Annotated in this window: 14 protein-coding genes and 1 riboswitch; of the genes, 7 read left to right on the top strand and 7 right to left on the bottom strand. The window is 63.5% G+C overall.

Translation table 11 applies throughout. The features are described from left to right. Positions 1-179: 179 nt before the first annotated feature. From RA19_RS14840 to RA19_RS14820, 5 genes are read left to right on the top strand one after another with little or no spacing between them, the layout of a single operon-like run. Positions 180-1004: an ABC transporter permease gene (locus RA19_RS14840; RefSeq protein WP_039163945.1), complete on the top strand. Its 825-nt coding sequence runs from the start codon at positions 180-182 to the stop codon at positions 1002-1004. Then, positions 1004-1807: an ABC transporter permease gene (locus RA19_RS14835; RefSeq protein WP_039163943.1), complete on the top strand. Its 804-nt coding sequence runs from the start codon at positions 1004-1006 to the stop codon at positions 1805-1807. The genes RA19_RS14840 and RA19_RS14835 overlap by 1 nt, the downstream gene beginning before the upstream one ends. A 17-nt stretch (positions 1808-1824) precedes the next feature. Then, on the top strand, positions 1825-2898 hold the full coding sequence (locus tag RA19_RS14830) for an ABC transporter ATP-binding protein (protein WP_039163941.1): 1074 nt from the start codon (positions 1825-1827) through the stop codon (positions 2896-2898). Further along, positions 2891-3700 carry an alpha/beta fold hydrolase gene (locus RA19_RS14825; protein WP_039163939.1) on the top strand — a complete coding sequence of 270 codons (810 nt, stop codon included), beginning with the start codon at positions 2891-2893 and terminating at the stop codon, positions 3698-3700. The genes RA19_RS14830 and RA19_RS14825 overlap by 8 nt, the downstream gene beginning before the upstream one ends. Then, positions 3697-4293: an amino acid synthesis family protein gene (locus RA19_RS14820; RefSeq protein ID WP_039163937.1), complete on the top strand. Its 597-nt coding sequence runs from the start codon at positions 3697-3699 to the stop codon at positions 4291-4293. Before RA19_RS14825 ends, RA19_RS14820 begins: the two co-directional genes overlap by 4 nt. A 66-nt stretch (positions 4294-4359) precedes the next feature. Here RA19_RS14820 and RA19_RS14815 read toward each other — a convergent pair whose 3' ends face one another. The 7 genes from RA19_RS14815 to RA19_RS14785 all read right to left on the bottom strand — a co-directional run bounded on the left by RA19_RS14815 (position 4360) and on the right by RA19_RS14785 (position 12222). After that, the gene (locus RA19_RS14815) at positions 4360-7557 is read right to left on the bottom strand and encodes a 2Fe-2S iron-sulfur cluster-binding protein (protein WP_039163934.1); all 3198 of its coding nucleotides are present in this window, start codon (positions 7555-7557) and stop codon (positions 4360-4362) included. A gap of 17 nt (positions 7558-7574) precedes the next feature. Continuing rightward, entirely contained in the window at positions 7575-8027 is a 453-nt protein-coding gene (locus RA19_RS14810) for a MarR family winged helix-turn-helix transcriptional regulator (RefSeq protein ID WP_039163932.1), read from the bottom strand. Between the two features lie 68 nt (positions 8028-8095). Next, positions 8096-9109, bottom strand: a complete 1014-nt coding sequence (locus tag RA19_RS14805) for a FecCD family ABC transporter permease (RefSeq protein ID WP_039163930.1) — start codon at positions 9107-9109, stop codon at positions 8096-8098. A 1-nt stretch (position 9110) separates the two neighbouring features. Then, positions 9111-10055: an ABC transporter substrate-binding protein gene (locus tag RA19_RS14800; RefSeq protein ID WP_039163927.1), complete on the bottom strand. Its 945-nt coding sequence runs from the start codon at positions 10053-10055 to the stop codon at positions 9111-9113. A gap of 16 nt (positions 10056-10071) precedes the next feature. After that, the gene (locus RA19_RS14795; RefSeq protein ID WP_039163924.1) at positions 10072-10860 is read right to left on the bottom strand and encodes an ABC transporter ATP-binding protein; all 789 of its coding nucleotides are present in this window, start codon (positions 10858-10860) and stop codon (positions 10072-10074) included. Next, a complete protein-coding gene (locus RA19_RS14790; protein WP_039163918.1) occupies positions 10857-11213 on the bottom strand; it encodes a DUF1636 family protein in 357 nt (118 codons plus the stop codon). Before RA19_RS14790 ends, RA19_RS14795 begins: the two co-directional genes overlap by 4 nt. A gap of 102 nt (positions 11214-11315) precedes the next feature. Next, a riboswitch (cobalamin riboswitch) is annotated at positions 11316-11533 on the bottom strand. A gap of 32 nt (positions 11534-11565) precedes the next feature. Next, entirely contained in the window at positions 11566-12222 is a 657-nt protein-coding gene (locus RA19_RS14785) for a GntR family transcriptional regulator (protein ID WP_039163916.1), read from the bottom strand. A gap of 180 nt (positions 12223-12402) precedes the next feature. Here RA19_RS14785 and RA19_RS14780 point away from each other — a divergent pair, with 180 nt between their 5' ends. Both RA19_RS14780 and RA19_RS14775 read left to right on the top strand, forming a co-directional pair. Then, entirely contained in the window at positions 12403-13845 is a 1443-nt protein-coding gene (locus RA19_RS14780) for an NCS1 family nucleobase:cation symporter-1 (RefSeq protein ID WP_039163915.1), read from the top strand. A 369-nt stretch (positions 13846-14214) separates the two neighbouring features. Next, positions 14215-17079: a LamG-like jellyroll fold domain-containing protein gene (locus RA19_RS14775; protein ID WP_039163913.1), complete on the top strand. Its 2865-nt coding sequence runs from the start codon at positions 14215-14217 to the stop codon at positions 17077-17079. The last annotated feature ends 358 nt before the right edge of the window (positions 17080-17437 follow it).

The raw sequence follows: 17437 nt of genomic DNA, 5'->3' as shown, positions 1-17437 counted from the left end.
CAGGCGCTCTGAAATTGGGCAACCAATGTCAGCGCCTGACCTTGGGGAGGCGTGTAGCGCCTTCCCGTCAAACCAATGGTTTGCCTCCGGCAAAACGGGAAGGTCAGGCGCTGCCCGGCGTGCCGCCGGGCGATTCAGCCATATAATTAAACCCTCTAAACAACTGGAGGCGCTGTGCAATGACGGCGGGAAACCGTACTCTCTGGCTCTTGATACCGGCAGTTCTGCTGATCGGGGTCTGTTTCCTTTACCCGGTCAGCTGGCTGTTGCAGCGCAGCGTCTCCGAACCTGTCTGGGGGCTGCAGAACTACATCACCATTTTCTCCAAGAGCATCTATCTGGGTGTGCTTTGGAACACGATTGCGATTGCCGGGGCGACCACGATCCTTTGCGCGCTGATCGGCTTCCCGGTGGCTTATTCGATGGTCCATGCCCGGCCCTGGATCCGCAAGCTGCTGATCTTTGTGGTGCTGATCCCGTTCTGGACCTCGATCCTGGTGCGCAGCTTTGCCTGGCTGGTGATCCTTCAGCGCGGCGGCATCATCAATGACATCCTGGTTGGCATCGGCATGATCGCCGAGCCTTTGGACATCGTTTACAACCGCTTTGGCGTGCTGTTGGGCATGGTGCAGGTGCTGCTGCCCTTCATGGTGTTCCCGCTCTACTCGGTGATGGCGCGGATTGACGGCTCCTTCTTCCGGGCTGCCACCAACCTGGGTGCAACACCGATCAGAGCATTCTTCCGGGTCTACCTACCTCTCTGCCTGCCAGGGCTCGGTACCGGGGCGATGCTCGTCTTCATCATCGCGCTTGGGTACTTCATCACCCCTGCCCTCTTGGGCGGCCGCGGCGACACCATGATCGCGCAGCTGATCTTTGAACGCATCGACGAGTTTGGCGACTGGCCCTTGGCCTCGGCGCTCGCGATTGTGCTGCTGATCGGCACCGGGCTGCTGTTTGCGATCATCAAGGGCGTGTCGAAACTGCGCCGGGGGCGGATCTGATGTTCTATTCTGCAAAGTTCTGGGGCGGCCTGCGTGGCATCATCAACGTGATGCTGGTGGTCTATATGCTGGCGCCCCTGGTGATCATCTTTGTGATCTCCTTCAGCTCAGCGCTCTATCTGACCTTCCCGCCGCCCGGCCTGTCGCTTCAGTGGTACGAAAAGATGTTCAGCAACCCGACCTGGACCCGGACACTGGTGACCTCTCTCAAGATCATGGTGCCGGCCGCAATTGCCGCCACCGTGCTGGGCACCGCCGCCGCCCTGGCCTTAAGCCGGATGGAGAGCAAATGGGCGCTGGCGGTTCGTGCTGTGCTGATGGCGCCGCTGGTGGTGCCGGTGATCATCACCGCCGCCGCGATCTTTGGCGTGTTCCGGATCTGGGGGCTGTATGGCTCGCTCTGGGGGCTGATCCTGGCCCATGTGATCCTGACCCTGCCCTACGTGCTGTCGACGGTCAGCGCCAACCTGGCGGTCTTCGACAAGCGGCTGGAGGATGCCGCCGCCAACTGCGGCGCCCCGCCCTGGATCGCCTTCCGCAGAGTGACGCTGCCGCTGATCTCGCCTTCGGTGATGTCGGGGATGCTGTTTGCCATGGTGATCTCCTTTGACGAGCTGGTGGTGTCGCTGTTCCTGTCCACGCCGCGGGTGCGCCCGGTGACAGTGCAGATGTGGTCCAACATCAAGGGCGACACAGACCCCACCATTGCCGCCATTGCCACCGTGCTGTTCCTGTTTTCCCTGCTTGCGCTGCTGGCGGACGGCATCGCCCGCCGCCGCTCGGGCCGCGAGCCCGGCCTGTAGACCCTGAGGATACGCAAATGACTGAACCTCTTTTGAAACTCGCCGGTCTCGGCAAAGCCTATGGCCAGGTTGACGCCGCCAAGGACATCAATCTGGATGTGGCCGACGGGGAGTTCGTGACCTTCCTGGGACCGTCCGGCTCGGGCAAGACCACAACCCTGATGATGGTTGCGGGCTTCACCGAGCCCACAGCAGGCGGCATCAGCCTAAATGGCCAGCCACTGGACCCGATCCCGGTCTGGAAGCGCGACATCGGCATGGTGTTCCAGCACTACGCGCTGTTCCCCCATATGACCGTGGCGCAGAACATCGCCTTTCCGCTGGAGATGCGCGGGGTGGCCAAAGGCGACCGCCGCAAGCGGGCCGAGGAGGCGATGGAGATGGTGGGCCTCGCCGGTTTCGGCAGCCGCCTGCCCAAGGAGCTGTCGGGCGGCCAGCAGCAGCGGGTGGCGCTGGCGCGGGCCATGGTGTTCAAGCCGCGGCTCCTGCTGATGGATGAGCCGCTGGGCGCGCTCGACAAGAAGCTGCGCGAGCACATGCAGCTGGAGATCATGCATCTGCACAAGAACATGGGCACCACGGTGCTTTATGTGACCCACGACCAGGAAGAAGCGCTGGTGATGTCCGACCGGATTGCCGTCTTCAGCAATGGCCGGATCGAGCAGGTCGGCTCGCCGCGCGAGCTCTATGAGGCGCCGCAGACCAAATTTGTCGCGGATTTCATTGGTGAGACCAATTTCATCGCGGGCAAGGCTCAGGGCTGCAACGGCGCCGGCGCTTCGGTGCGGGGACTGAATGGCCAGCTTGGCGCGCCTTTGCAAGAAGGCGCCGACGCAGTACTGGCGGTGCGGCCGGAGCGGCTGAAGGTGATGAACGGCGCCGGTGCTGCGGGCGGCAACACGCTGACCGGCACCGTGAAGGAGCTGATTTACCTCGGCCAGTCCCGCAAGGCGATCATCGCGCTGGAAGACGGCACCGAAGTGGCAGCCTTGGAACAGGCCGCACAGGCCGAGGCCACGGCGCTTGAGATGGGCAGCCAGGCCACTCTCAGTTTCCGGGCGGAAGATGCCAGGATCCTAGCCGATGTTTGAACGCTCCGCCGATGTGGCGCTGAACTTCCGCGACGAAGGTACGGGCGATCCGGTGCTGCTGATCCATGGTGTCGGCTCGGATCTGGAGAGCTGGGACGGGGTGCTGTCGCACTTGTCGCCGGACCGCCGCTACATCCGCTTTGACCTGCGCGGGCATGGGCAATCCCGGCGCACGCCGGGGTCCTACACGCTTCAGGGCTTGGCTGAAGACGCCGTCGCGCTGCTGGATCATCTGGGCGTGGAGACTGCCTCGGTCATAGGCTTCTCGCTGGGCGGGCTTATCGCTCAACAGATTGCGCTGAGCCACCCAGAGCGGCTGCGCTGCGTCACGCTGGTCTCTTCTGTCGGCGGCCGGACGCCCGAAGAACAGGCCCGCGTTAACGAGCGCACCGAGACCCTGGCCCGCGACGGCGCCCTGACCCATTTGGCCAATGCTGTGGACCGCTGGTTCACACCGGAGTTTGTGGCACAGCACCCCGAGGTGCTGGAAGCGCGGCGGCAGAAGTCGCTGAAAAACGACCCCGATTGCTACGTTGCCGCCTACCGGGTGCTGGCGGGCAATGATCTTGGCGCCAAGCTGCACAAGGTCACCGCGCCTGCACTGGTGATGACCGGCGAAAACGACATCGGCTCCTCACCGCGGATGTCGGAGTTCATGGCCGCACAGATCCCCGATGCCCGCCTGCACATCCTGCCGCGGCTGAAGCACTCGGTGCTGCTGGAGGCGCCGGATCAGGTCGCAGCACTCATAGACCCCTTCCTTGCTGCCCACGGCGGCCTAACAGAAAAGACCAAGACATGACCCCAGAAGTCCGCAAATACGTTGCCTGGATCGAAGACATCCTGATCGAGGGCCACAAGCCTGCCAACCCGCCCCTGCGCATGGCCGCGGTGGCGGCGGTGCTGAAGAACCCCTGGTCGGGGCGCTTTGTCGAGGACCTGACCCCGGAAATCCACGCCTTTGCCCCGGTGCTGGGCGAGGAGATGGTGAACCGGCTGATGCCGCTGGTGGGCGGCGGGGACAAGGTGCAGGCTTTCGGCAAATCCGGCATCGTCGGCGTCAACGGCGAGGTTGAGCACGCCTCGGCCCTGATCCACACCCTGCGCTTCGGCAACTTCCTGCGCGATTCTGTGCAAAGCAGCGAGTTCATTCCGTTCTCGAACAAGCGCGGCGGCCCGGGCAACTCGATCACCATGCCGCTGAAGCACATCACCGAGGGCGGCGCCCGGTCGCATTTCCTAACGGTGGAGTTCAACATCCCCGACGCGCCGGGTCCGGACGAGGTGCTGATCGCCATCGGCGTTGCCACCGGCGGGCGGCCGCATCACCGGATCGGCGATCGCTTCCAGGACATGAAAGACCTGGGCCACGATCAGTCCGAACGCCCGGCCTAAAGCTTGGCACCGCCCGGCGCCGGGGTTTCCCCCCGGCGCTAGGCCCCTCTCTCCGGTCCTGCGGGATTACAGATCGATCTCCAGCACCCCGTCCGGCTGCAAGGCGCGGGACTGGCACAGGATGATTTCTTCTTCGCGCTGCTTGTTGGAGAGCACGAAATCGCGGTGTTCGGCCTCACCCGAAATCAGCCCGCATTTGCAGACGCCGCAGATGCCGTCAGAGCATTTCACGTCCACATGAAATCCCTGCTCCAGCAAAACGTCTGCTGCGGTCTTTTCAGCGGGCACGATGATCTCGCGGCCCGACTTTGCCAGCTTCAGGGTGAAAGCGTGGTTCTCGTATTCCGGCTGCTCGGGAACCGAGAAATACTCCATATGCCGAGTCTCTTCCGGGAAGCCGTTTTCGCGGGCGGTATCAAGCACCGCCTGCATGTAGGCGTCCGGCCCGCAGGTGTAGACATGGCTGCCAGGCGCGTATTTCAACACCTGTTTCAGGTCGGCGCGGGAGCCCTGATCGGAGAAATGAAGATGCACTTTCTCAGTCCACGGAACGGTCTTCAGGTCTTCGAGAAACCCCGCATTTGACTTTTTCGAACAAGAGTAGCGGAATTCGAAGTCCTTGCCCAAGGCATGCAGCCGGTGCGCCATGGCGATCATCGGCGTCACCCCGATGCCGCCGCCCATGAGGTAGGTTTTGGCGGCATCCTCCTGCAGCGGGAAGTGATTGATGGGCTTGGAGATGAACACCATCCGGCCTTCTTCGAAAATCCGGTGCATGAGCTTGGAGCCGCCCCGCCCCTCCTCTTCCCGCAGCACCGCGATCTGGTATTTCGAACGGTCGGCGGGGTCGCCAGAGAGCGAGTACTGGCGGAAGAACTCAGGTGCCACAACCACATCGATATGGGCGCCCGCGGCGGCCGGGGGCAGCGGGGAGCCGTCCGGCAAAGAGAACTCGTATTTGGTGACGCTGTCCGTCATGTGCTCGACTTTCGACAGGCGTATCCGCATCACCGGTGCGTCGCCCTGATCGGCGGTATAGATGTGTTCGGGGGGCAGGCCTGCAGTGCGGCGGCGCTTGTGCTCCTGGGCCGTGATCATGTTCTGGTAGGCTGCAATCCCAGCCTCCCGGTCCATCGGGGCGGGCCAGGCGTAGGGCGGCGGCGCCAGCGGAGCCGGGTAGACCGCCAGGGTCTGGTCCTCGAACTTCAAGTCCAGGTCCTTGGACAGCTTGCGGTCATTTACAGGGTGCGGAGAAGGGTCATAGGGGCCCTCGTCCACCATTTCGAGATCCCACCACCATTTCTTGGCCTTGTTGACCTCACCGTTGCCCAGCGCGTCATCGAGTTTTGCCAGCGCCTTGGCGCTGCCCGGCAGGTTCATCGCGGCCCAGCGGAACGGCGCCTCGGCAAACAGGCCCTCAAGGTTCCAGGGGCAGGTCTTCATGCAGCGGCCGCACATGGCGCCGCCGGGGGTGCCGACCCGGTAGGTGGTGCATTTCTGGCTGTCGGACTTCCAGATCTCGTAGCCGTTGAACATCAGTTTCGGCCCAGCGGTTATGGCACCCGAAGGGCATTCGCGGGCGCATTTGTTGCAGGCTTCGCAGAAGCGCTGCAGGCCAAAGTCCACAGGCAGATCGCAGGTCATCGGCAGGTTGGTGGTGACGGCGCCGGACTTCAGCCGGGGGCCGAGGAAGGGGTTCAGGATCACCTCGCCGATGCGGGAGACCTCGCCGAGGCCCGAGAGCAGCAGCAGCGGCGGCTGCAGCACCTCGCCGTCCATCACCGAATGCACCCGGGCGGTGTAGCCGAGGTTGCGGATCTGCTGCGCGATCACCCCGCCCAGCAGCGAGAACCGCAGGTAGGCGCGCATCGACTGGGCGCAGGCGATCCAGTCATCGCCGGAGGCGCCCTCCATGGTTTCGTGGCCCTGGTCGATGATCATGCTGATCGCGTTTTCGTGGTACGGGGCCAGCGGCGCGCCCGCCGCGTCGTGCGAGTAATAGGCCCAGTCCGGGCAGCGCGAGATGCCCACCGCATCGCAACCGAGGAAATAGGCGGCGGCCTTGATATTGACGGCGTTACGGGCGGCATCCGCGGCGCTGGGGTCGATCTGCGGGGCGGCCTCGCCGTCCTGCAGCAGGACAAAGGCCGCAAGCGAGGGGCGGAAAGCAAAGGAGGCCGATGACTTGCGGACGTAGTTGCCGTTTTTGGCGGCTTCCTGCGGGCCTTTGCCCATGTCGCCAAACAGGGCACGGGCGAACATGTCGGCACGCTTGGGCACCCGGGCGACGTTGGGCTCATCGATGTAAGTGGTTGGGTCGGAGACGCGTTTCAGGGTTTCATACGGATGCGGGCCGTCCATGAAGCGGCGTTTGGCATAGGGATCGCGGTTTGCGGCGCTTTTGGCATGGGTGCCAAGGCCAAGGCGGTATTTCAGGCCCGGCGCCTGACCTGGAACCAGCGGCAGGTCCGGCGCCAGCTCCAGCGTGGTGGTGATCGCGGCGATGCCAAAGCGGCTGCCAAGGAACGGGTTGGTAAGCGTGCCGTTCTCATAGGTTGCAAGGCCTGCCTGCACCGCCAGCTTGCCCAGATGCACGTCGGTAGCGGCGCCGGTGTGGGCCCGGGCCTCCCAGCCCAGCAGGCGGATGTAGTTGGCAAGTGTCACCACGGTTTCCGCGGCGCGCAGGCAGGCGCGCTGATCCTGCGCATCGGCGAGCCAATCGGTGCCTTCCTCCCCGGCCTCGGGGTCGCGGGGAAACTCATAGACGAAGACCAGGGCGTGCGGGTGGTGGCGGCAGCTGGCCGGCGGCGCCTTCATCGCTTCGCGCAGGGAAGCCAGCACCACGTCGATACCAGAGGCAAAGGTCTGGGTCTGCTTGGAGCGCAGGGTTTCGGCCAGCGCATCCACATCCGGGTTGACCAGCGGCGCGTCCAGCCAGGCGGAATGCGGCACCGCGCAAGTGCCGGCCAGCGAGGCGTCGCAGTAATAGCCGAAGGCCTTGAGGTGGTCGGCGCGCTCCTGCGGATCTGCAGGAATGGCGGCGCGTTCTTTCTTCACCAGCCCCTCGCGGGTCGCATCCAGCATCGCCTGGTAATCGCGCATCGCGTTGACGATGGACAAGGGCGCCCCGGGGCGGCGGAAGGGGATCTGCTGCAGCAGCGGGATTTCATCCAGACCTGCGGGTTCTGCCTGGCGTGCGAGGGTTTCCAGCGGGTACGGGCCCAGGTGCACCGGCCGGTTGCGGTAGGAAAACAGTTTACCCATGGTCTGGCCTTTGCAGATTAAAGTTTCGGGACGGTGCGCGGCTCGTCCTGCAGCAGCTTGTCGGCGGACTGGCGCAGCTGCTTCAGTTCGGCTCCGGTGAGCTTGGCTTCAAAATGGGCGGCGTTTTCCTGCGCAATCGGCAGCACCGCCTCCAAATCGGCCCGGCCCTTGGCGGTCAGCTCCACCCGGATCGAGCGGCCGTCTCTTTCGCCGCCGCTGCGCAGGATGAAGCCGCGCTCCTCCATCTGCCGAAGGGTGCGGGAGGTGGCGGTGCGGTCGATGCCGATAAAGGCGGCGATTTCCGACGGTGTGTGAAGCCCTTCCAGGCCCGCCGCCAGCAGCACGCACCACATCGGGCGGGTGAGGCCGTATTCGGCGATGCGCTGCTCGAAGCGGCGTTCGATCACCCGGGCCAGCATGGTGATCTGATAGCCTAGGGAGTGGTGAAGGCGGAAACGGGACTCGGTCATGGTAATTGACAATGTCAACTATATTGCCAGGAAAAGCCAGCCCTGATTTTCATGGGCCGGATTGCCAATCAGCGGCCGTGTTTACGGGTTCCCAGCAGCAGAAGGAAGACAAAGGCCGAGCCGACAGAGGTTGTCACAATGCCCACCGGCAGCTCCTGCGGGGCCAGCAGGAGGCGGGAGAGGATGTCGGAGCCGGTGAGCAGGATGGCGCCGGCCAGCGCCGCCATTGGCAGCAGGCGCCGGTGCAAAGGACCGGCCAGGCCGCGGGCGATATGGGGCACCATCAGGCCGACAAAGCCGATGACACCGGCAACCGAAACAAAGGCAGCCGTGGACAGAGCTGCGGCCAGAAACATGCGAAAACGCAGGGACTTGACGGGCACACCAAGGCTGGCTGCTGTGATGTCGCCCGCCAGCAGCGCGTCCAGCCAGCGGCTGCGCCAAATCGCATAGGCAAGGATCAGGCCCAGGCCTGCAGCAACCAGCGGCAGGGTTTCCCAGCGCGCCAGGCCGAGGCCTCCGAGCATCCAGAAGATCACCGAATGAGCGGCACGGTTGTCGCCGGAAAAGATCAGGTAGTTGGTGACGGCTGCAAACAGAAAGGAGACAGCAAGCCCCGCCAGGATCAGCTTTTCCGGGGCGCTGGTCTGCAAAGCCTGAACCAGCGCCAATACGATGCCTGACGCGACCAGCCCGCCGCAGAAGGCGGCCAGCGGCAAGGTCCAGATGCCCAGCACGTCGCCGGTGACGGTGATCACCAGAACTGCGCCCGCGGCAGCGCCGGAGGAGAGGCCGAACAGGAACGGATCGGCCAGATCATTGCGGGTGGTGGTCTGCAGCACAGCGCCAACCAGCCCCAGGCCGGCGCCGATCAGCGCCGCAAACAGCGCCCGCGGCAGGCGCAAATCAAAGATGATCCGGTGCATCGGCTCTGGCTCAGCAGCACTGAAGCCAAGACCGGAGGCAATCGCGATGAAGACCTCCCCCACCGGTACATCGGTAGTGCCGTATAGCACCGACAGCAGAAGGAGAGCGGCCAGAACGGCCGCCCCCAATGTCAACGACAGGCCGAAACGGCCCATATCAGAACAGATCCGGGTGCATTGCCTTGGCGATCTTTTCGATCGCAGCAATGTTTGCCGGCCCAGGGGTCAGCTCTTCATAGCGCAGGCCAACCCAGCGGGCGTTCTTGACTGCGTCAGTGTGGGCCATCACCGGGTGCTCCTGCAGGAACTTAAAGGTGTCCTCGGCGCCGTTGCCGTTCTGGTAGTCCAAGAGAACCAGGAATTCCGGGTTGGCGGCGGCAACCGCTTCCCAGGAGGTGCGGCCCCAGCTGGTGTCGAGACCGTGGGTGACGCTCTCGCCGCCTGCCGCTGCGATCATTGCGTCCGGAATGGCGAATTTGCCGGCGGTGAAAGGCGCATCCGCCGGGCCGTCCAGCATGAAGACGCGGGGCTTAGGCAGGTCCGCGGTCTTGGCTTCGATGGCTGCCAGCTGCTCTTGCCAGCCGGCCACCAGAGCTTCGGCCTTGTCCTCGACATGCATCACCTGGCCCAGGCGCAGCACGTCATTGAACAAGAGGTCCATGCTTGCGGCGGGGCGCTCTTTGTCCAGATGCACGCAGCTTTCGGTCAGCACCATGGTCTTGATGCCGAAAGGCGCCAGTGTGTCCGGGGTCACGTCGCCGCCGGGCTTCATGCCGTAGTACCAGCCGGCAAAGAACAGGTCGGCCTTGGCCGCCACCAGGTTCTCAATGGTCGGATACTTGGGCGCCAGTTCCGGGATATCGCCGCGCGCCGCATCGAACTCGGGGCTGGTCTTATACCAGCCGGTGATGCCGGTGACACCGACCATCTTGTCCTGCAGGCCCAGGGCAAAGGCCATTTCGGACATGTTGATGTCATGCACCACGAGGCGTTCGGGCTGGGTCTCGAATTCCAGCGGTGCGCCGCAGTTGTCGACCGTCACCCCGGCAGCAGCACCGGTGGCCAGGCTGGCTGCAACGGCAGCCGTCCAGATCAGTTTCATTTCACGTCTCCATCAGTCAGAATTGAATTTGGGATTTCCGGATATCGAGGGCGGGGATCATCCGCCCTTCATGAGGCAAGCGCAGGTAGCTGACACCAAAGGTGTCCTGCACGCTTTCAGGTGTCAGCACCTCGGCAGCCGGCCCAAAGGCGGTGAGGCGGGTGGCCTTCATCAGCGCCGCATGGGTGGCGAACTCGGGGATCATCACCAGATCATGCACCACCATCACCACGGTGACCCCCAGCGAGGCGACCAGCGACAGCATCCGCCCCTTTGCGTCCGGGTCCAGGTGGTTGGTCGGCTCATCCAGCACCAGAAGGGCAGGCTCCTGCGCCAGAGCGCGGGCAATATGGGCGCGCTGGCGCTCGCCGCCGGAGAGCTGGGCCATTGGCTTGCCGGCCTTATGCGCCAGGCCGGTGAGATCAAGAATGCGGGCCAGCGCCGCGGCATCCTGCTCAGCCGGGCGCGTCCGGGCCAGCGGCATCTGCCCCAGCGCCACATAGTCGCGCAAGAGCAGCCGCCCGTCGGGTGCGGACTGCTGGCTAACAATGGCGATCATCCGGGCACGTTCCCCGGCCTTCATCTGCCGCAGGCTCTGCCCGCCGACCAGCACATCGCCAAGCGCCAGCGGCTCGATCCCGGACAGGAGGTTCAACAATGTTGACTTGCCTGCTCCGTTGGGACCGGCGATGGCAAGAACGGCGCCCTTGTCCAGATCGAAGGAGACATCGCTTACCAGAGCGTCGCCGTTCAGCGCGTAATATTCCAGGCCGCGCACGCTGAGGAAAGGCTGCGAAGCGGTCATGGCGCGGCCTCCGCCTTGATCCGCGGCAGCCGGGCCAGGGTCTTGTCAAAAAGCTGGGCCGGGCGTTCGCTGGCATTGGTCCATCCGGTTTCGCTTGCCAGGTACTGGTGCGCAAAGCGGGCCAGTGCTTCGGTGTCCGCCGGGGACTGGATGCCGCCAAAGAGGTATTGGGCTTTGCCCTCAGCCTGAAAGCCCACCGTCACCGGCCGGCCGCAACCGGCCATGCAATCAACAGCCCGCAGCGCAAAGCGCCCGGGGATGCGGTCCGAGAGGGCTGCGCGCAGCCGGCTGGCTTCAGCCGCCCCTTTGCAAGCGGCGCAAATCAGAAGAGTGTGGTCACGAAATTCCAGCATGATCCGCCTCGCACAATTGCGCGCGCGGAGAGAAGCTGTCAGTCATGCGGGCACAGGTAACACGTGCCATAGAAGCCTCCTTCCAGGACGCCCCGCCCCGGGTTGGTTGAACATCTGATGGCAGGTCTCCTGACTCGCGGGTCGAGGCTTTGCTGCGCCTTCCCGCCCTTCTGTGGGGCAGTGGCGTGTGGCAGCATTGCTCTCCGCACACAGTTGCGGGGGCAGTCACGGAATTGGCGCCTGATGGCTACACCTCACCGTGTTCCCTTTTCATCTCCCCGAAAGTGGCCCCGGGGAAAACCATCACCGCCTTGTAAAAAACCTGCTGCTGCCGTGTCAAGCGCGCGCAGCCTCAGGCCACGCCCCACCAGCGCAGGGTCTGCTCGCAATGGTGGCGGATCGCGTCTGCCGCGGCTTGCGCATCGCAGCTTTCCAGGGCCTCGATCACTGCCAAGTGCTCTTCCATGGCAGAGACAATGCGGACTTGCAGGAAGGGGCGCGCGTTCTGAATGATCGCAATACGCATCCGGTTGGCGTTATAGGCTGCCGAGAGCTGGGCGTTTTCCAATCCCGCCGCCAGGAAATCATGCAGCGAGAGATCGACCTGAATGGCCTGCGGCGGCAGATCGCTGCCGGCATTGCTGCGGGCGGCCTCCAGCATTTGCAGATGCCGCTCCTTCAAGGCCTCCAGACCGGCGTAGCTGCCGCCGGCAACCCGGCGCCGCGCGCCTTCCTGATCCAGCACCATGCGGAAGTCGAGACAGTCGCGGATGATGTCCGGGCTTGCTTCCATCACCTGAATTCCGCGTTTCGGCAGGGTGATCAAAAGCCCCTGGGAACTGGCCTGCTTCACCGCTTCGCGCACCGCGGCCAGCGGAAAATCCAGCAGCGTCACAAGCTGCGGCATCGACAGGAACTGCCCGGCCCGCAGCGCCCCGCTTCGAAGGGCGGCCCATAGCGCGTCCCGGGCCTGATCCGCCAAAAGCTGAACATCCTGCGCCTTGCTCATTGCCTGCTCTCCTGCCGTCATTTCACGCACCTGCCTTAAGGTGCTATCTGAAATTCTTTATAGTCTATTTTATAGAATACCTCGTAACATGTTAGGTGCAAGCTCAATTTCGGCACGAATTGGCGGCCCGCCCGCAGCAGGCCCCGCAAATGCCATCCAAGGGGCTTTAGGGAGGAAAACATGACCGCAACTGATGAAATGCACGTGCACCACGGGGGGACAATGGACCCCGAGGGCAATGCGCTGAACCCCGTCGGCAGCGACGAGAAAACCTGGGGGTGGTTCGCCATCTTCAACATCTGGGCCAATGATGTGCAGTCGCTGTTCGGCTATTCACTAGTGGCGTCGCTGTTCATTTCCTACGGCGTCGGCGGCTGGACCGCCTTTGCCGCGCTGATCGCGGCCGGGCTCTTTGTGATGTGGATGGTGAACCTGTCCGGCGCCGCAGGCGAGAAATACGGCATTCCCTACCCGGTCCTGGCCCGTGCCAGCCTCGGCACCCAAGGCGCCAAGCTGCCGGCAGTGCTTCGGGCCACGGTGGCGGTGTTCTGGTACGGGGTGCAGGTCTACTTTGCATCCACTGCGCTGGCGCTGCTGATCCGTTCGGTCACCGGCCTCAGCGGCGGCACCGAGATCCTCGGCCTTACCGGCATCGACTGGCTGTCCTTCGTGATCGTCTGGGGCTTTCACATCGTGATCTTCTGGCGCGGCATGGGCTGGGTGGAGACCTTCCTGAACATTGCCGGCCCCTTCGTCTATCTGGTGATGATTGGTTTGGTCATCGTGCTTTGGCAGCGTTCGGACGGGCAGTTGCTGGAGGCGACCGCCACCATCTTTGCCAACCCTGAAGGCACCGTCTGGACTGAGATCAAAGGCTTCGTCGCCATTGTCGGCACCATGGTCGCCTATTTCGCGGCGGTGATGATCAACTTCAGCGACTTCTCGCGTTATGCCAAGGACAAGCAAGCCATGGTCCTGGGCAACCTGGCCGGGCTGCCATTCAACATGATCCTGTTTTCGGCGCTGGCGCTGCTGACCACCGGCGGTGCGGCCGTGGTCTTTGGCGAGGAGATCATCAACCCGACCGAGATCGTCGAACGCACCGACAGCGTTCTTCTCGGCATCATCGCTGCGATCACCTTCTTTGCTGCCACTGTCGGCATCAACCTGGTGGCCAACTTCATCCCCGCGGTGAACGGCATCGCCAGCCTGGCGCCGGAGAAGATCAGCTTCCGCAAGGCCGGACTGATCACGTCGCTGTTTGCCCTGGTGATCGGCGGCTTCTGGAACAGCTTCATCAGTCAGTTCGGCATCAGCGGCTTTGTCAACACCCTGGGCGCGACGCTGGCTCCGGTCTTTGGCATCATGATCGTGGACTACTACCTGCTGCGCAAAGAACAGCTGAGCGAGGACGACCTCTATAACATGGAAGGCGGCATCTACCACTATGACAACGGCTGGAACGGCGCCGCAGTGAAGGCCTTCGGGCTGGCGGCGGTCTTCTCGGTTGCCACAGTTTGGGTTCCATGGCTTGGCTTCCTGTCCGGCTACAGCTGGGTGATCGGCGCTGTTCTCGGCGGGGTGATATACCGCGCACTGGCGAAAACCCCGATCAAAACCTGACGATACCACCGTATCCGACCCGCTGAGATCCAGGCCGGTGAAGGTTGCACTTCACCGGCCTTTTTGGCTGCACTCAGGCAGGGCAAATCACCCCGCCACTGTTTCGCCGCAAGATCGCGCGCCATGGGGCGCAAATCTGCACATTCCAGCCGGCCGCGCCCGGTTTCCGCCCTATTGCGGCCACATTCAGCCCGCGGGCAGCCCGGACACGCCCGGGCATTAACCGTAATTTCAACTCCTTACAGGAGACGCGCAAGATCTTGCTTACGCCAGGGAAAGGTTTGGATTGCCCAAGTCTGGCCACGATAGACTCGGGATCGAGCAGTAACTTTTCCGAGAACATAAGCCATAGCAAGGAGGACCCTAAGCGTGGCAGGCACAAGCTTTCCGGACCCGGTATTTTCGAATCTGAATACGCGGGAATATACAGGCGCCCAGGAAGATCTTCTGGATATCGGCCATACAGAAACCCTTGCAGCGGCTGCCGGCACGATCTCGCTGAGCTTTTCGCTGGACCGTCTTCCTGGCGAGGTGGCGCTGGTGTCGAAAGACGGCAGCGGCGCGGGCGACGGCGATTTCACCCTGTGGGTCAAGGACGGCACCCTGGTGGCCACCCAGTCCGGCGGCGGTGAGACTGAATATCTGAAAGTTCCGGATCTGGTGTTGTCCGCCGGGCAGACCTACCACATCTCGCTGTCCTTCGGCCCAGACGGGCTGATGATCTGGCTCGACGGCGCATTGGCCGCGGCCGAGCCGGGCTTCAAGCAGGGCCTGGAAGGCAACACCCATGCGCTGGTGATCGGCGGCTCCCGCGCCTGGCGCAGCAGCCAGGACGACGACGCCCATTCGCTGTTCAAGGGCACCATCGGCGACGTCCGCGTCTTCGACCGCCAGCTTGGCGAAAACATGCAGATCGCCCTGGCCGACGACGCCCTGCCAGGCCTTGCCCAGGACGCCAAAGCGGCCGCCGCAATGGCGGATCTGGCCCCGGCCTTCGGCCAGCTGCACGGCGCCAGCGACACCTTCCTGGAGATCCTGCAGGACTATGGCGTCAGCCACCACGGCCACCTCGGCCGCAGCCTCAACATGATCACCCGCTACGGCGGCGACAACAGCGTCAGCGGCACCAGCGGCGATGACGGCATCGACGGCGGCGGCGGCGACGACCGGATCAAGGGCAAGGCCGGCGATGACGTGCTGCAGGGCGGCTATGGCAACGACACGCTGCTGGGCAGCTACGGCGACGATGTGCTGGACGGCGGCCACGGCGAGGACGTCCTGAAGGGCGGCGGCGGCAACGATCTGCTGATCAGCCGCGCCGACGGCCGCGAGGGCGCCGTCTGGTACGACCCGGACCGCGACGAGGGCGACCCGGAGAACGAGCTGACCGACGGCAAGCTCTACCCCGATCAGCCGGTGCCGGGCGATGATCTTCTGGTCGGCGGCAGCGGCGCGGACATCTTTTACTTCCAGACGCTTATCAACGCCAAGGAGCGCTATATCGAGAAGCACACCCGCGATGACGGCACCATCAACTGGCACGGGGTTGCGGGCGAGAACGACAAGATCCACGACCACTGGGTCGACATTCTGGGCCATGACGTGGTGCAGGACTTCAGCCGCGCCGAGGGCGACCGCATTGTCATTGAGGGCCACACCACCGAGATCGCCTCGATCACCTATGGCGATGCCAACGGCGACGGGGTGATGGACCACTCGGTGATCGCGCTGTACTCGGACCAGGGCAAGAACGGCGGCGCCCACAACGACGACCGCCTGGGCACCATCACCGTCTACGGCGATCTGGTGAAGCGCTCCGACATCGAGCACACCGCCGCCCCCGCCTATGGCATCGTCAAGAGCATCGCCGACCTCGACGAGGCCCTCGCCCCCAAACACACCGCCGAGGACACCGGTGACATAACCGTACCGGATGCCGCCCTGCCCGGCCTGGCGGCCCTGGGCCTGGAAACCGAGGAAACGCCAGTGTTTGCGGCGGCTGGAGACCACGAATTTGCAGCGGAGGAGCGGTCGGCCTATGTCTTTGGCCACAGCAGCGACCTGGCACTTTCCAGCGGCACAATTGCCTTCCGGTTTTCTGCCAACAGCCTGTCCAGCTATCAGACCCTGATCTCCAAGGATGCGTCGGGCAATGGCGATGGCGGCCATCTCTCAGTCTATATCAGCGAATCCGGAGAGCTGATCGTGCGGCTGCAGGACGCGGAAAATTCTCATTATTTCACGGCCAAAAACGCGGTGGTGCCGGGCCAGGAGTATGACTTCAGCCTCAGCTTTGGCGCAGGCGGCGTCGAAATCTACCTGGACGGCGCCCGGATCGCTTATGACACAGAGCTGTCTTATGACTGGACCGGCAACAGTGAAGCGCTGATTGCAGGGGCATCCGGGTGGAGCAACACCCCAGGTGAAACCGACCGGATCCACAGCTATTTCGATGGCACGATCAGCGATATTGCGGTCTTTGATCAGGCTCTGACCGCAGGGCAGCTGTTCGGCGATGATGCACGGGACAACTATGCCTATTTCAGCGGCCGGTCGGACACTTTCCTGTTCACCCGCAGCAGCGGCGAAATTGTTGTCACCAAGGACGGCGCATCAACCCATTTGACACCGGAAATCGAGTTTGCCGCCTTCGGTAACGTAACAGTGCGGAAGACGGATATTCAGTTCGGGTCCAGAAGCAGCGATGACCTGCGCGGCAGCGATGGTGCTGACGTGCTGATTGCCCTGGGCGGCAACGACAAGGTCTACGGCAAGGACAATGATGACCTGCTCAAGGGCGGATACGGCGATGACAGCCTGTATGGCGGCGACGGCACCGACAGGCTGCTTGGCCAGTCAGGGGATGACATGCTGGCCGGCGGCAGCAGCAGGGACTACCTGTACGGCGGTAACGGCCACGACAGGCTTTATGGTGAAGACGGCAACGACTGGCTGTATGGCGGGCTCGGAGACGACCGGCTTTACGGGCACACATGGAATGGCTCTGGCGATGCTGGGAAAGACCGTGCGGTCTTTGATGGCAACTTCGAGGACTTCAGTTTCGAGAGCTACACCTATTATGACTCCAACCGCGGCGCGGATGTCACCAGGCTGACGGTGACGGACGCCGCCAGCGGCGGTGCCGACGGCTTCTATGAAGGCAGCGATCAGCTGCTGGATATCGACCTGCTTGTTTTTGCCGACCAAACGGTTGCCTTTGACGATCTGATCTGAGCCTGGCGTCAATTGCATGCGATCCCCGGGCCTGTTTTGGGCCCGGGGATTACTCCCGCCCGCGGCGGTTTGAGCACCAGGCCGCAGCGGGCCGGGCTGCCTTTGCAGTGCGATCACGCGCTGCCTCCAGTTGCAACAGAATTCTTGACAAAACCCATAAGGCTTCTTACGCGTTCCTGAACGTTTCAGAAACGTTTCCAGCCAGGCGCTCCGGATCTGTTGTCCGGCGGCTGTCCAGCCCTTGCATTTGAACCCTGCGTTTTCCGGCGGAAAGCGCGGCAGGCTGGAGAGAACCCGTGCAGCGGCGGCACCCCTATTTTACCCTTGCCCCAAAAGCAGAAGAATTTCTGTCCCCAAC

Origin of the sequence: Leisingera sp. ANG-M1 (assembly GCF_000813745.1) — a bacterium.
GTDB lineage: Bacteria > Pseudomonadota > Alphaproteobacteria > Rhodobacterales > Rhodobacteraceae > Leisingera.
Note: the sequence above shows the minus strand (reverse complement) of the source record. Positions and strands in the feature narration are given on the sequence as shown.